The organism is Rhizobium sp. CSW-27, from assembly GCF_018760785.1.
GTDB lineage: Bacteria > Pseudomonadota > Alphaproteobacteria > Rhizobiales > Rhizobiaceae > Neorhizobium.
The window spans coordinates 482,570-497,003 of the sequence record NZ_JAHHZO010000001.1; the positions used below are offsets into that span (position 1 = coordinate 482,570).

The 14,434-nt window shown below is 65.9% G+C and carries 12 protein-coding genes; 3 read left to right on the plus strand and 9 right to left on the minus strand.

The window, feature by feature from the left end; all coding sequences use genetic code 11:
• Nucleotides 1–161 precede the first annotated feature (161 nt).
• Together KLP42_RS02485 and KLP42_RS02490 are read left to right on the plus strand one after the other, a co-directional pair.
• Nucleotides 162–437, plus strand: coding sequence for a hypothetical protein (locus tag KLP42_RS02485; protein WP_215564500.1), 276 nt, complete (start codon nt 162–164; stop codon nt 435–437).
• A 22-nt stretch (nt 438–459) separates the two neighbouring features.
• Nucleotides 460–1,512 (plus strand): glycosyltransferase family 4 protein, encoded by a 1,053-nt coding sequence (locus tag KLP42_RS02490; RefSeq protein WP_215564502.1) that lies wholly within the window; start codon nt 460–462, stop codon nt 1,510–1,512.
• Nucleotides 1,513–1,516: 4 nt separating this feature from the next.
• On the opposite strand, the gene KLP42_RS02495 is transcribed toward KLP42_RS02490, so the two are convergent.
• From KLP42_RS02495 to KLP42_RS02535, 9 genes are all read right to left on the minus strand, one after another.
• On the minus strand, nt 1,517–1,804 hold the full coding sequence (locus tag KLP42_RS02495) for a BrnA antitoxin family protein (protein WP_215564504.1): 288 nt from the start codon (nt 1,802–1,804) through the stop codon (nt 1,517–1,519).
• Nucleotides 1,782–2,081, minus strand: a complete 300-nt coding sequence (locus tag KLP42_RS02500; RefSeq protein ID WP_252192699.1) for a BrnT family toxin — start codon at nt 2,079–2,081, stop codon at nt 1,782–1,784. Before KLP42_RS02500 ends, KLP42_RS02495 begins: the two co-directional genes overlap by 23 nt.
• Nucleotides 2,082–2,107: 26 nt before the next feature.
• Nucleotides 2,108–4,789 (minus strand): pyruvate, phosphate dikinase, encoded by a 2,682-nt coding sequence (gene ppdK / locus KLP42_RS02505; protein ID WP_215564508.1) that lies wholly within the window; start codon nt 4,787–4,789, stop codon nt 2,108–2,110.
• A 963-nt stretch (nt 4,790–5,752) separates the two neighbouring features.
• Nucleotides 5,753–6,298, minus strand: coding sequence for an Ivy family c-type lysozyme inhibitor (locus KLP42_RS02510; RefSeq protein WP_215564510.1), 546 nt, complete (start codon nt 6,296–6,298; stop codon nt 5,753–5,755).
• A gap of 29 nt (nt 6,299–6,327) precedes the next feature.
• Nucleotides 6,328–9,789 carry a chromosome segregation SMC family protein gene (locus KLP42_RS02515; RefSeq protein ID WP_215564512.1) on the minus strand — a complete coding sequence of 1,154 codons (3,462 nt, stop codon included), beginning with the start codon at nt 9,787–9,789 and terminating at the stop codon, nt 6,328–6,330.
• A gap of 105 nt (nt 9,790–9,894) precedes the next feature.
• Nucleotides 9,895–10,599, minus strand: a complete 705-nt coding sequence (locus KLP42_RS02520; protein WP_215564514.1) for a DsbA family protein — start codon at nt 10,597–10,599, stop codon at nt 9,895–9,897.
• A gap of 164 nt (nt 10,600–10,763) precedes the next feature.
• The gene (locus tag KLP42_RS02525; protein WP_215564515.1) at nt 10,764–11,261 is read right to left on the minus strand and encodes a DUF721 domain-containing protein; all 498 of its coding nucleotides are present in this window, start codon (nt 11,259–11,261) and stop codon (nt 10,764–10,766) included.
• A 3-nt stretch (nt 11,262–11,264) separates the two neighbouring features.
• Nucleotides 11,265–12,500: an O-antigen ligase family protein gene (locus KLP42_RS02530; RefSeq protein ID WP_215564518.1), complete on the minus strand. Its 1,236-nt coding sequence runs from the start codon at nt 12,498–12,500 to the stop codon at nt 11,265–11,267.
• Nucleotides 12,501–12,525: 25 nt separating this feature from the next.
• Nucleotides 12,526–13,275: a glycosyltransferase family 25 protein gene (locus KLP42_RS02535; protein WP_215564519.1), complete on the minus strand. Its 750-nt coding sequence runs from the start codon at nt 13,273–13,275 to the stop codon at nt 12,526–12,528.
• 67 nt (nt 13,276–13,342) lie between these two features.
• On the opposite strand from KLP42_RS02535, the gene mutY reads away from it, so the two are divergent.
• Nucleotides 13,343–14,425 carry an A/G-specific adenine glycosylase gene (mutY, locus tag KLP42_RS02540; protein WP_502941255.1) on the plus strand — a complete coding sequence of 361 codons (1,083 nt, stop codon included), beginning with the start codon at nt 13,343–13,345 and terminating at the stop codon, nt 14,423–14,425.
• Nucleotides 14,426–14,434 lie beyond the last annotated feature (9 nt).

Here is a 14,434-nt window from a genome sequence, read left to right on the forward strand (position 1 = left end):
GACCGGACAGGGAACCGGGCTCCCCTCCCCGACGAAAGCCGGCAGCTTCAACGGCGCGAATAGCGGGGGCCTCACGCCTTTCCCGTCTTGCCATTGTCCCTATCTTCTATGACATGCGCAGCATTGCGTCACCCTTGTCGAATGCCCGGAGGAACAGGTTCATGACTTTCACCCGCACCCTCGCCGCCCCGCTGCTGGTTTCGGCCGCCTGCCTGCTGGCCGGCTGCCAGACGCTGACGCCGGAACAGCAGCGCGCCGCCGACGAGCGCACCTGCACCGGCTATGGCTTCAGGCCGCAGACGGATGCCATGGCCCGCTGCCTGCTGGACCTGGAACTGGACCGCCGCGCCGACATGCGCGCCTTCCAGACCCGTTCATCGCTGATGTTCGACCGGCCGGTGATCCTCGAACGGCGGGTGATCGTAGAGAAACAGTAACCGCCCATCCAGGAAGCCGCCCTTGTCCCCAGCGATCATCTTTCTGTCCAGTGCCGATTATGCCCGCCGCACCGGCGGCTATGTCTACAACAAGAGGCTGATCGAGGCGCTGCAGGACCAGGGCGCCGCGGTGCAGCCGCTGACGCTGCCGACCGGCTTTCCGACCGTGCCGGAGCGCGACCGCGCCGGACTTCTGGCGACGCTCTGCGCCCTGCCCGCCGGCAGCGTCGTGCTGACCGACCACATCTATCTCTGCGATCTGGCTGAGGTTTTTGCCGCCTGTACGGTCCCCGTGGTACCGATCTTTCATCACTCGCTGGTGGAGGAGCAAGGGCTATCCGCCGATGAGCGGGCGCTGGCGCTCCGGCAGGCGGAGGCGACGGCGATCGCACGATCGGCGCGCGTTCTTGTATCCTCCGGGGAGACCGCGCATTATCTCCGCAACCATTACGGTGCCGATCCGCAGAAGCTGCGTGTGGCCATTCCCGGCAATCCGGATGTTCCCCGCTCGGCGGCCGGGCGGCAAACCGGGACAGCCCACATTCTCTCCGTCGGCGCCGTCATTGCCCGCAAGCGCTACGACTACATGCTGGAGGTGGCCGCCCATCTGACCGACCTCGACTGGCGCTGGCAGATTGCCGGCGATCCGCAACGCGATCCCGCCCACTTTGCCGCCCTCACGGCGCGCGCAAGAGACCTCGGGCTTGCGGATCGGCTGACCTTCCTCGGCGACGTTTCCGACGAGGCCCTGGAAACCGCATGGCAGCAGGCGGATCTCTACGTCGCGACCTCCTCTTACGAAGGCTATGGCATGGCCGTGGCGGAAGCGCTGCGCCACGGCGTGCCCGCCGTCACCACCGCTTCGGGCGCCGTCGCCACCTGGGCCACCGGCGGCGTCGTGCAGGCCCCATCCGACGACCCCGCCGCCATGGCCGCCCTCATGCGCCCGCTTCTGCGCGACCGCGCGCCTCTCCAGACGCTCGCCGACGCTGCCTGGACCTTCGGTCAGACGCTGCCCGGCTGGGAAGAGACGTTTGCGGGCGTGGCGGGGTGGCTAGACGGGGCGCGGCGTTAGGCCTTTATGCGCCACGTTTGTGTGCTGCCGTGACATGCTCGCGCAAGACACGATTGATCTCGGTCTGGTAGCCACCACCATCTGCATTGCTTTTGAACCACGCCAGAACATCGGCATCCAGCCGAATGGTGATCGCCTGCTTGACAGGTCGATAGAGATCCGAACGGCGTGCGTCCAGCCAGCTGTCCGCCGGCGCTTCGGGAATATCCCGCGTATCGATTGCGTCATCCGGCATGGCTTCAAGCTGCGCCAACTCGGCGGCGCGCGCCTCAGGAGAAAGCTTGCTGTTCATAGCGCCATCTTTCATGTCTCGTCGCCTTGCGTGCCCCGATGATACGCACCACCCGTTCATCGTCTCCGCGGGGATAGCTGTGAACCACAACGAGGACAACCACGGTGCCGACGAGTCCGATGGCATGCCACCGCTCCTCGCCATCCGCCACCCGATCCGGAAGGATGATGTGCAAGGGGTCATTCCAGACTTCGCAGGCCAGTTCGAAGGATACCTGATGCTTCTGACGGTTGCGCCTTGCCTTCTCAGGATCCCATTCGAATGTCAGTGTATCCAATGTTGACATTTTTGTACATACAGCTGCTAAGCAGTTTCATGCCGCCCCCGTTCCTCGATCGCCGCCTGCGCGGCGGCGAGCCTTGCGATGGGCACGCGGAAGGGGGAGCAGGAGACGTAGTCGAGACCGACCTCCTCGCAGAAGCGGATGGAGGTGGGGTCGCCGCCGTGTTCGCCGCAGATGCCGAGCTTGAGATTAGCCTTGGTCCTGCGGCCGCGCTCGGCGGCGATGCGGATCAGTTCGCCCACGCCGTCGAGATCCAGCGAGATGAAGGGGTCCTGCACGATGATGCCCTTGCGCTGGTAGGTGGGGATGAAGCTTGCCGCATCGTCGCGCGAGATGCCGAAGGTGGTCTGCGTCAGGTCGTTGGTGCCGAAGGAGAAGAAATCGGCAGTTTCGGCAATCACATGGGCGCGGATGGCGGCACGCGGCAGTTCGATCATGGTGCCGGCCAGATAGCCGATCGGCATGCCGGTCTCGCGCGAGACATCGGCGGCCACCTTGTCGATGCAGGCCTTCACGTAATCCAGCTCGGCGCGCAGGCCGACGAGCGGCACCATGATTTCCAGCTCGACCGCAGCTCCCGTCGCCATGGCAGCGGCAGCGGCCGCCTCGAAGATGGCACGCGCCTGCATTTCGGCGATCTCCGGATAGGAAATCGCCAGCCGGCAGCCGCGATGGCCGAGCATGGGGTTGAACTCGTGCAGCGCCTCGACCCGGCGTGCGAGCAGCGCCGGCTCCATTTCCATCGCAGCCGCCACTTCCAGGATTTCCTCCTGGCTCTTCGGCAGGAATTCGTGCAGCGGCGGATCGAGCAGGCGGATCGTCACCGGCAGGCCGGACATGATGGTGAACAGTTCGGTGAAATCCGAACGCTGCATGGGCAGAAGTTTGTCGAGGGCAGCGCGCCGCCCGGCCTCGTCTTCCGCCAGGATCATCTCGCGCATCACATGGATGCGGCCGTCCTCGAAGAACATGTGTTCCGTGCGGCAGAGCCCGATGCCCTCCGCCCCGAAAGAGCGGGCGGCACGCGCATCCGCCGGTGTATCGGCATTTGTGCGCACAGCCATGCGGCGCGCCCTGTCCGCCCATTCCATCAGGCGGCCGAAGGCGCCGGAGAGTTCCGGCTGGATCATCGGCACCTCGCCCTTCAGCAGATGGCCGGAGGATCCGTCGACCGTCACCACCTCGCCCCGTTTCAGGGTGAAACCGGGGCCGACGAGCTGTTCGTTGCGCATGTCGACGCGAAGCCCGCCGGCGCCGACAACACAGGGAATGCCCATGCCGCGCGCCACCACCGCCGCATGGCTGGTCATGCCGCCACGCGTCGTCAGGATGGCCTCGGCCACATGCATGCCGTGAATGTCTTCCGGGCTGGTTTCGCTGCGCACCAGCACCACCTTGCGGCCTTCCGCTTCCGCCGCCACCGCATCCTCGGCGGTAAAGACGATCTCACCGGAGGCGGCGCCGGGCGACGCCGGCAGGCCGGAGCCGAGAACGGTGCGCTCCACGCGCGGATCGATGGTCGGATGCAGCAACTGGTCGAGCGAGGGCGGCTCGATGCGGCAGATGGCCTCCTCCTCGCTGATCACGCCCTCATCGACGAGATCGACGGCGATCTTCATGGCGGCCCGCGTGGTGCGCTTGCCGGCGCGCGTCTGCAGCATCCACAGCTTGCCGCGCTCCACGGTGAATTCCACATCCTGCATGTCGCCGTAATGGGCTTCCAGCCGGTCGCAGATGGCGCGGAACTCGGCGAAGGTCTCCGGCATCAGCTTTTCCATCGACGGCTTTTCGGAACCGGAGGCGATGCGCCCCTCCTCCGTCAGCGATTGCGGCGTGCGGATGCCCGCCACCACATCCTCCCCCTGCGCATTGATGAGGAATTCGCCGTAAAGGCTCTTTTCCCCGGTCGAGGGATTGCGGGTGAAGGCCACGCCCGTGGCCGAGGAGGAACCGAGATTGCCGAACACCATGGCCTGCACGTTGACCGCCGTGCCCCAGTCATGCGGGATCTTGTGCAGCGTGCGATAGGTCACGGCGCGGGCATTGTTCCAGCTGGAGAACACCGCGGCGATCGCCCGCCACAGCTGCAGTTCGGGATCCTGCGGAAAGGCCTCGCCCAGTTCCTCCTCGATCACCTGCTTGTAGAGCGTGACGACATGCTGCCATTCGACGGCAGAAAGTTCGGTATCGTAATCATGGCCGAGGCGGGCCTTTTCGTCCTCGAGGATTTCCTCGAACACCTCGTGGTCGAGGCCCATCACCACGTCGCCATACATCTGGATGAAGCGGCGATAGCTGTCCCAGGCAAAGCGGGCATCGCCGGCATCGTGGCCGAGCGCCTGCACCGTCTCGTCGTTGAGGCCGAGATTGAGCACCGTATCCATCATGCCGGGCATGGAGGCCCGTGCGCCGGAGCGCACCGAGAGCAGCAGCGGCCGCTCGGCTCCGCCGAACCGACGGCCGGTCAGACGCTCCATTTCGGCCAGCCCCTCCAGCACTTCGGCGCGCAATGCATCCGGCAGGCTGCGCTGGTTGCCGAAATAATGCAGGCAGGCTTCGGTGATGATGGTCATGCCGGGCGGCACCGGCAGGCCGAGCGCAGCCATTTCAGCCAGGTTCGCGCCCTTGCCTCCCAGCAACGCCACATCGGCAGCGCTGCCTTCCGCCTTGCCGCCTCCGAAGCGGTAGACCCACTTTGTCATCGTTCTCCTCCAGCCGAGCATGCGCTGCTTCTTGTTTTACCAAGCATTTACAGGATGCCTGCGCACTTGGAAACCACCCACCAAAGGATGATGCTGCATTGCAACAAAATTGCGACCATTGCTGCCGACTTCGGCGCGCAGCCGGCACAAGACGGTCCGCCGAAGGAGGGCAAGGCAGGCTCCGATCCGGACAGGACCGTTCCATGGCAGCAACGCTTGCCGCACGGCAAGGCGCGACTCACTCAATGCAGCCGCACAAGAAGACAAGAAAACACGCAAAGGTTGACCTCGATGCGCACAGCTGTGCATCGACAGGCGCACAGGCAAGACGGGATGTCCGAGCGGTCTGCAATGGCCGTTTCACGCACAAACAGAGGCCGCGTGCGCGCAGAACATGAAAAAGCCGGGAGCCCTACAAGGGACATCCCGGCTGATTGAAAAGACCTGAACTACTGCTTAAGTAACTGAATTAGCAGACTTTGCGGGGCCGCCTGCTCCGGCCCCGCAAAGTCTTCCGGCAGGTACAGGAACCCCGCCGGGGGGTGCTATGAAACCGTCTTTCAATCGCGTCTGATTGCTTCGTTGACCCCAGCATAAGATAAAATCTCGGAATTGCAACCAGATTGCAGGGGTGATTTCTTGTATTTTTGCAGCGCACACAAGTCCGGGGCGATTCTGTATCATTAAGGCAACGCAACGAAAGCTTGCAACAGCAAGAACAAAACTTGAGTCTATCCGAGGCGCGTCACATCAGCGTCACCACGCCTCTGCGCGGCCGGGCAATGCACGCCTCCGGCTCCCCCGGAGGACTGCGCGACACGGCCATTCACTCCTGCGACTGACTATAATCGAGGATCGTGCCGCTTCAACCGGCAACAAGGGGCAAAACGTGTCCTTAAACTGTCACCGCGTCCCAACCTCCCGGGCAGGAAGCGGCGGAGGGCGCCGGCCGGGATCCCTGCATCACAGGCCGGGCTGGCGCAGCAGCGACAGGGCGGCAGCGGGCGGATCGCCCAGCACCACTTCACCCAGATCGCCATCCTCCACCACAAGCCAGGCCTGCCTGCCATCGGCGGAAAACAGGATGCGCAGGCGGCTCTGCTCGCAATAGCGGGCAAGGCAGGCCGCGAAAAGTTCGTGCGGCGCGCCCTCCACCACCACCGCCTCGGAGGCGCCGGAAACATAACGCGGGCTGCTGACCATGTTGCGCACCCAGCTGGGCAGGTTGCGGGCGGACCGCAAAAGGTTGCGAAGGCTCTTCTCATGCGCTGCCGAGGAGCTGATCACCGCATGCAGGAAGCGTCCGGACTTTGCCTCCGCAGCCACGGGGCTGGTGGCCTTGCCGCCGCCAGCCGCAGTGCCTGCCGTCACCTCGCTGGCTTTCACACCCCCGACAGCCGCATCCCCGGAGGCCGCATCACCGGAGGCCGCGCCAGCCATGCCGGCGCCCGCAATCGCGAGTGGCAGCAGCGACAGTGCAATGACCGGCAACAGGCGCAGAATTCGCAAGACGGCAACTCCTTTCGCCGGTTAGCCCGTCAGCTTGCCTCGCGCAGCAGTTCGGCTGTCTGCAGGTCAACCGAGACCAGCTGACTGACGCCCTGTTCCGCCATGGTGACGCCGAACAGGCGGTTCATCCGGGCCATGGTGATCGGGTTGTGGGTGATGATGACGAAACGGGTCTCGGTGGAAGCGGCCATTTCGTCCATCAGGTTGCAGTAACGTTCGACATTGTGGTCGTCGAGCGGCGCGTCCACTTCGTCCAGCACGCAGATCGGCGCCGGATTGGTGAGAAACACCGCAAAGATCAGCGCCATCGCCGTCAGCGCCTGCTCGCCGCCGGAAAGAAGCGTCATGGTCTGCGGCTTCTTGCCGGGCGGCCGGGCGAGGATTTCAAGCCCCGCCTCCAGCGGATCGTCGCTTTCGATCAGCTGCAGTTCGGCGGTGCCACCGTTGAACAGATGGGTAAACAGCCGCTGGAACTGGGCATTCACCACATCGAAGGCGGCGATCAGGCGCTCGCGTCCCTCGCGGTTGAGGCTCTGGATGGCGGCGCGCAGCTTCTTGATCGCATCGATGATGTCGTCGCGTTCCTTGATGAGGGCGGCGAGCTTTTCGGACAGTTCCTTCTGCTCCTCATCCGCGCGCAGATTGACGGCGCCGAGCCGTTCGCGCTCCATCTTCAGCCGGTCCACCTCGCGCTCCACACCGGCCGTATCGGGGAGTTTCGCATCCGGAGCGACGCCCGCCAGCCGGAAGGCCTCGTGCGGCTCGACCGGCAGCGCCTGACGGATGGCGTTTTCCGCATCATGGCGACGCTCGGCGGCGGAGACGAGACGTTCCTCGGCACGGCCGCGCTTCTCGCGCACATCGGCCAGTTCGGCAAGCGCGGTGGCGGCGAGACGATCGGCCTCGCGCTGGCGGGTCTCGGCCTCGGCCAGCAGATCGCCGGAGGCGCGCCTTGCCTCTTCCGCCTTCTGCAGTTCGTTCATCAGCGCGCGACGCTTGTCGTCGAATTCCTCCGGTGCCAGATCCAGTTCCGCCACCTCCTCGCGCGCCTCGTCCTCGCGTTCGCGCAGCGTCTCGATCTGGTGGGCGGCGCTGGCGGCACGGCTCTGCCAGCCCTGCCGTTCCTGCGCGATGGCCGACAGCCGGCGCCGGCGGGATTCGGTTTCGCGCGACAGCCCTTCGAAGCGGGCGCGTGCTTCCGCCGCCGCCGCGCGATCCTGCGCGACGCAGAGCTGCTGTTCGCCAAGCCGCCGTTCGAGATCGGCAAGATCCGGCGCCTCGTCAAGTTCCGCCCTTACCCCCTCCTCCTGCGCGGCGAGATCCTCCAGCTGGGTCAGCAGCTGCTCGGCGGCGCTCATCAGCACATCGCGGCGGCGCATCAGGTCGCCGGCGGCGCGTTCGGCCTGGACCAGCGCCTCGCGCGCTTCCGAGAGACTGCGGCTGGCAAGCCGGCTGCGCTCGCGCGCGTCGGCAAGCCGGGCCTCCTCGGCGCGGATGGCCTCGCCCGCCTGCTGCAGCAGCGTTTCCGCTTCGGAGACGACGATTTCCGCCTCCTCGACCTCCGCTTCGAGCTCGCAGAGCCGGTTCTTCTGGGCAAGCCGCAGGGCGGCCGCGCTCGGCGCTTCGGAACCGGTGACGTGACCGTCCCAGCGATAGACGGCACCGTCGCGCGTCACCAGCCGCTGGCCGGGCTTCAGCGCCGCCATCAGGCGACCTGCATCGGCGGCATCGATCACGCCGATCTGCCTCAGACGCCGGGCAAGCTGCGGCGGCGCGGTGACATGGGTGATCAGCGGCACGGCGCCCTCCGGCAGTGCCGGGTCGGCGCCACCATCCCCATTGCCGGCCCAGTGGGCAGGCGCCGCCGCATCGAGCGGGCTGTCGAGATCATCGCCCAGGGCCGCACCCAGCGCCGTCTCATAGCCGCGATCGACGCGCACCAGTTCGGCAACGGGCGAAAAACTGCCGCTGGCCGCCCCGGCCGCCAGCATCTTTCCAATGGTACGGGCCTCGGCCTGCAGCGCGTTCAGACTGGCGCGGGCCGCCTCGACCGGGCGACGGGCCTCGATTTCCGACTGGCGGGCACGGCCAAGGTCGGCCTCAACGGTCTCGATGGCAAGGCTTGCCTCCTCCAGTGCCGATTCGGCGGCCTCCACCGTCTCGCGGCGTTCGTCCGGGTCCGGCAGGCCGGCGAGCTTCTCCTCAAGCGCCCCGGCTTCGGAGCGGCTGTCGGACAGCTGGCGGTCGAGGCGCTGGCGGCGGTCGGCAATCTCGCGGATGCTGCGTTCCAGCTGGGCGCGGCCGGCAGCGGCCCCGGCGCGTTCGGCGGTCACGGCGGCAAACAGGCGCTCGCTCTCGGCCAGCCGTGCATTTGCCTCCTCGAACAGCAGGCGGATCTCCTCCGCCTCCTCGCCGGACTGATCGAGAAGCGCCTGCAGCTCTTCCTCTTCCGCATCGAGACGCTCGATGACACCGGCATTGTCGGCCATCAGCCGTTCCTCGCGGCGGATATCCTCCGCCAGCTGGGCAAGACGGCGGGTGAGATCGTCGCGGCGGCGCAACAGCCGTCCGGCCTCCTCCTCCAGCTGGCCGCGGGCGATCTGCAGGCGCTGCAGGGTTGCGGCGGCACGGGCTTCCGCCTCGCGCAGTTCCGGCAGCTTCAGGCTGGCGATCGCCTGGGCCTTGGCGGCCTCCATCTGCGCCTGCGCCTTTTCCGCCACCAGCGAGGTGATGGCGTTCAGCGCCGTGCCGGCCTCGTTCTCGGCATCACGCGCCTGCACCCAGCGGATATGCAGCAGCAGCGCCTCGCGCTGTCGGATATCGGCGGACAGCATCTTGAAGCGGTTGGCCTGGCGGGCCTGGCGCTTGAGACTTTCGATCTGGCTTTCCAGCTGCGAGGTAATGTCCTCCAGCCGCTCCAGATTGGTTTCGGCGGCGCGCAGGCGCAGTTCCGCCTCGTGGCGTCTCGAATGCAGGCCGGAAATGCCGGCCGCCTCTTCCAGAAGCTGGCGGCGCGCCTGGGGCTTGGCCTGGATCAGCTCGCCGATGCGCCCCTGCCCCACCATGGAGGGCGAGCGGGCGCCGGTGGAGGCATCGGCAAACAAAAGCTGCACATCCTTGGCGCGCGCTTCCTTGCCGTTGATGCGGTAGACGGAGCCCTGCTCGCGCTCGATGCGGCGCGACACCTGGATTTCGTCGCTGTCGTTGAAGGCGGCGGGCGCGGTGCGGTCGGCATTGTCGAGGAACAGCGCCACTTCCGCAGAATTGCGGGCCGGACGGTTGCCGGAGCCGGAAAAGATCACGTCGTCCATGCCGGACGCGCGCATGTTCTTGTAGGAATTTTCCCCCATCACCCAGCGCAGCGCCTCGACAAGGTTCGACTTGCCGCAGCCGTTCGGTCCGACCACACCCGTCAGGCCCGGCTCGATGATGAATTCGGTGGGTTCCACGAAGGACTTGAAGCCGACGAGCCGGAGCTTGTTGAACCTCATCGGCCTGTCCCCGCCGTCACGCGCGGTGCCGAACGGCAAAGGTCAGCCGGAAAGGAACCGGGCGCGGCTGTGCCGCCTGCGCCCGGAACGAAGGAAACGGCCGGCTCAGAGGAAGCTGTCGATGAGTGCAGACATGGCTTCAACCGACATGTCTCCGGAATAGCGGTTGCCGTTGATCAGGAAGGTGGGCGTCGAATTCACGCCGAATTCGTCCGCGCCGCGCTTCATCGTGGCGTTCACATCATCGAGAAGCTTCTGGTTCGTCAAGCAGGCGGTGAAGCTCTCCTGTGTAAAACCGGCCAGCTTGGCGTTCTGCAGCAGGGCGGCGCGCACATTGCCGTCGGCCGGGGCCGCCCAGGCACGCTGCTGCTTGAACAGCATGGAGACCATGGCGAAATACTCGGCCGGCGCGGAAAGCTCCGCCGGCTTCGCCGGATTGCAGCGGGCCAGCATGAAGGCGGCGGTGGCGACCGGATCGAAGGGGAATTCGCGCAGGATGAAACGCACCTTGCCGGTATCGACGTATTTTTCCTTGATCGGCTCGAAGGTGGTGGCATGGAAATGCGCGCAGTGCGGGCAGGTCATCGACATGTATTCGACGATGGTGACCGGCGCCTTTTCGTCGCCGAGCGCCATTTCCGGCAGCGGGCCGGGCTGCAGCACCTTTGCCATGTCGACCTTGCCGGAGGATTCCGGCATGTCTACCGCAAGCGCCTCACTGGCAAGGCCGGCGACCGACAGGCCGGCGGCGGATGCGGCGACACCGCCGAGCAGATGGCGTCTGGAAAGGGCGAAAGAGCGGATCGGCATGTATCAACACCTATTGTTCAGTGGAGCACGGAAGTCCCTGCAAGTTCCGTAGCCCGCCATTCGTGCGACGACAAGCGCAAGGAAGCGCACATTTCTCAAACAATTGTGACAGGCTTGCCGTGCATCAAGGGGTGTGTCTCGCGCAATACGGCGGATGCCCGGCATCAGCGCCGGCCACGCTTCGGCTGCAGCACCGCCGTTCCCAGCCGCTGGACGGCCCGCTTCAGCGCATCGTTCTCGATGCCTTCCATCATCTCGTCGAGACGGCGGGCGGCATCGCCGCGCAGCGGCTGCGGCGCCGGGCGGTGACGCGGCTGCACGGCAACCGGCTTCTGCACGATGCGCACCTGGCGGATGGCCGGAAAGCCGAAGAAGCCGTTGATGCGCTCGATCAGTTCGCCCTGCGCATGCGACAGGAACAGCGCGCGCGCACCCTCGCAGGCAATCGTCAGCACACCGGGCTGGTAGCCTGCCTCGTCGCCACCATCGCGGCGCGGCCAGGCGATCTTTTCCGGCCGGGTGCATTCGGCGAAATCCTCGCCGGCGATCTCGTCCCAGGAGCCGAGCAGAGCCGTGGAAATGCCGGCACGGCGTGCCAGCACCGGATCCATGATGCCATTGGCAATCTCGGCGATCTGCAGGGGAATGGGGCGTTTGCTCATCAATCACACTCGTTTGGCGGCAGCCGGCGTCAGCATGTCCCAGCGACGGAACTGGGCCAGGCATGCGCCGAGGAACAGCATGCTCGTGGACAGGCACAGTTCATGATAGAACGGATCGTGCAGCAGACCAAACGCGGCAAGGCAGCCATAGACATAGACGACATGGCGCACAAGCGCCACATCCGGCGCCTTGCGGACCACCGTCGTCAGGATGGCGGCCGGAATGGCCGCGAGCAGGACCAGACCGAACACGCCGTTGGCCAGCAGTTCCTGCAGGATGAAATTGTGCACGTGCTTGAAGCCGTCGATCATCGGCGCATTGTCGCCGGCCACCGCCTTCAGCATGTCGAACATGCGCATCATGCCGACACCGGTGAAGGGATGATCGCCGATCACCACCAGCGCGGAGCTCCACATGGTGAGGCGGATATCGCCCGACATCATGTCATGATGGCCGACGCCCGCCACGTAATAATCGTAGACGCTGACAAAACGGTCGACCAGCACGTCCCGCACCGGCGGCACCAGCACCAGCCCGATGCCGCCGGCCACCAGCGCGACGGTGGCGAGCATGCTGAGCCGTGGCGACCAGTGCCGGCTGCGACAGATGAATTCCGCCACGAGTACCAGCGGCACGAGCACCAGCACCGCCCGCGTCTCGGTGAGAAAGATCGGAAAGCTGGCAATCACCAGATAATGCAAGCCGTTTGGCAGCAGGCGGGGCGGCTGATGCAGGTCGATCATCGCCACGAGCGCGCCGAACAGCACGAGAAAGCCCATGATGGCGGCATTGCCGCCGCCATCATAGCGATCCGGCTGCTGCGCAAAGATCAGCGCGATGGCGATGGCGGCAGCGAAACCGGCAATGCTGCCGATGCGGGCACCGAGCACCAGGCAGCGCAGCGGCCGGCGAACGAGGCAAAGCCCCGGGGCGATGAAGGACAGGCCGAGCAGCAGGCCCATGAAGCCCAGCTGGCGGTTGTCCTGATCGAACTCGCCACGCCAGGCCATCATCGCCATGGAAAACAGGGCATAGAGCATGACGACGCCCGCCGCCGAGACAATCTGGCGACGCAACCGGCGCCGGCCGGAAAAGGCGACATAGAGGCCGCAGACGCCGAAGATCACGGCAATGGCGACGGGAGCCGGCAGATAGAGCGGGAAGGCAATGCCGGCAAAACCGAGAAGGAGCGGATCGATCCGCCTGCGAACCAACAGCAATCGCTTGACCGTCATCATGCGCCTTTCGTGCCCGGAACCGGGGCTACAACAGCGTATAGGCGGCGCGCCGCAGCGCCTCGCCGACGCGGAACAGGTGAGTCGGCATCTTCTTCCAGCCGCGCAGTTTCAGCCCGCGATAATCCGCCTGGCTGGCAATCAGCGTCTCGTTGCGCAGCGCGCCGAAATCGATGAGGTTGCGCTCGCTCGTATAGACCGGCACACCGTGAGCCCATGAGCGTTCCAGCGCGCTGTCGAGCGGCAGCGACTGTGGCCGCATGCCGGTCGCAAGCCGGGCGGCGGCCCTGGCGGTCAGCAGATAGCAGGCGGACGAGCCCTGCGGCCCGAAACGCGAATAGCCGATCCGGTCGCCGCGCGCGCTGGTGAACAGCGGCCGGAAGGCGACGGTGCGGTGATTGACGAGCTTGACGACGCAATCATCCGGCACGACCTCCAGAATGGACAGCGCCCGCTGCATCAGGTCGGCGCTCAGCGCCACGTCGTCCTCGATGACGAGGGCAGCCGGGCGGCCGCTGTCGGCCAGATGGCGGAAGGCATTCAGGTGGCTCTGATAGCAGCCGTATTCGCCGGCCATCATCGGACGGCCGTTGCGGCGGCGGAACAGGTCCACATCCGCATCGCTCCAGCGGTCCTGCGGCACAAGGCTTCCATCGACGCCCGCGACCCGCTCCAGCACGATGCCAAGCTCTGCCGCCTGCGTCTCGATCAGCCGACGTCGCGCCGCCGCCCGTTCGATATTGATCAGGAAGACCGGCAATTCCATCTGTTTCGCCATTGGCTTCAACGTCACCGCATTCTATCACTCCGGCCGATCGCTCGACCGTTCATCAAGACAAGGCCCCATGCGCTCCATGTCGGACCCGTTCGAAACCCGCCTCGCCGACCAGCTTCTCCACTGGTACGACCGCCATCACCGGGACCTGCCCTGGCGCGTGACACCGCCGGCGCGGCGGGAGGGACACGAAGCCAATCCCTATCATGTCTGGCTGTCGGAAGTGATGCTCCAGCAGACAACCGTGCAGGCGGTCAAGCCTTATTTCCGAAAGTTTCTGGAAACATGGCCAAGTGTGACCGATCTGGCAATGGCACCGGTGGAGGACGTGATGGCAGCCTGGGCGGGGCTTGGCTACTATGCGCGGGCGAGAAACCTCAAGAAATGCGCCGAAGCGGTGGCCAGCCTGCATGGCGGCGTCTTTCCCGATACGGAAGAGGGCTTGCGCAGCCTGCCGGGCATCGGCGACTACACGGCCGCCGCCGTGGCCGCCATCGCCTTCGACCGACCGGCCGCCGTGATGGACGGCAATGTGGAGCGTGTGATCTCACGGCTTTATGCCATCGACGCGCCGCTGCCGGGCGCCAAGCCCCTGATGAAGGCCCGCGTCAGGGCGCTGACGCCTCTCCAGAGGCCGGGCGACTTTGCCCAGGCAATGATGGATCTCGGCGCGACCATCTGCACCCCGAAGCGGCCGAGCTGCGTTCTCTGTCCCTTCCGCGACAACTGCCTGGCGCTTGGCAGCGACGATCCCGAACGTTTTCCGGTCAAGGCGGCAAAGAAGGAAAAGCCGGTGCGGCAGGGGGCGGCCTTCGTGGCGGTTTCCACAGACGGCGCGGTGCTGCTCCGCCGGCGCCCCACCTCCGGCCTGCTCGGCGGCATGACGGAAGTGCCGACCACCGACTGGACGGCGCGGCAGGATGGCGGCACGACGACCGATTGCGCGCCCTTCCCGGCCGACTGGCAGCCTGCCGGCGTAGTGACGCACGTCTTCACCCATTTCGAGCTGCGGCTGACGGTGTTTCGCGCCAGGACCGCGCAGAGACGGGAGGCCGAAGGCTGGTGGGAGCCGGTGGAGCGGCTGGAGACTCAAGCCTTGCCGACCGTGATGAAAAAGGCGATCACTCTGGCCATTCCACGCGCGTTCGCCTGAGGGACGGTT

Coding starts and splice junctions, on each gene's coding strand:
- ppdK (WP_215564508.1), bottom strand. CDS start 4,789: ATGACAAAGTGGGTCTACCGCTTCGGAGGCGGCAAGGCGGAAGGCAGC.
- KLP42_RS02530 (WP_215564518.1), bottom strand. CDS start 12,500: ATGATGACGGTCAAGCGATTGCTGTTGGTTCGCAGGCGGATCGATCCG.
- KLP42_RS02525 (WP_215564515.1), bottom strand. CDS start 11,261: ATGAGCAAACGCCCCATTCCCCTGCAGATCGCCGAGATTGCCAATGGC.
- mutY (WP_502941255.1), top strand. CDS start 13,343: ATGCGCTCCATGTCGGACCCGTTCGAAACCCGCCTCGCCGACCAGCTT.
- KLP42_RS02485 (WP_215564500.1), top strand. CDS start 162: ATGACTTTCACCCGCACCCTCGCCGCCCCGCTGCTGGTTTCGGCCGCC.
- KLP42_RS02520 (WP_215564514.1), bottom strand. CDS start 10,599: ATGCCGATCCGCTCTTTCGCCCTTTCCAGACGCCATCTGCTCGGCGGT.
- KLP42_RS02515 (WP_215564512.1), bottom strand. CDS start 9,789: ATGAGGTTCAACAAGCTCCGGCTCGTCGGCTTCAAGTCCTTCGTGGAA.
- KLP42_RS02535 (WP_215564519.1), bottom strand. CDS start 13,275: ATGGCGAAACAGATGGAATTGCCGGTCTTCCTGATCAATATCGAACGG.
- KLP42_RS02495 (WP_215564504.1), bottom strand. CDS start 1,804: ATGAACAGCAAGCTTTCTCCTGAGGCGCGCGCCGCCGAGTTGGCGCAG.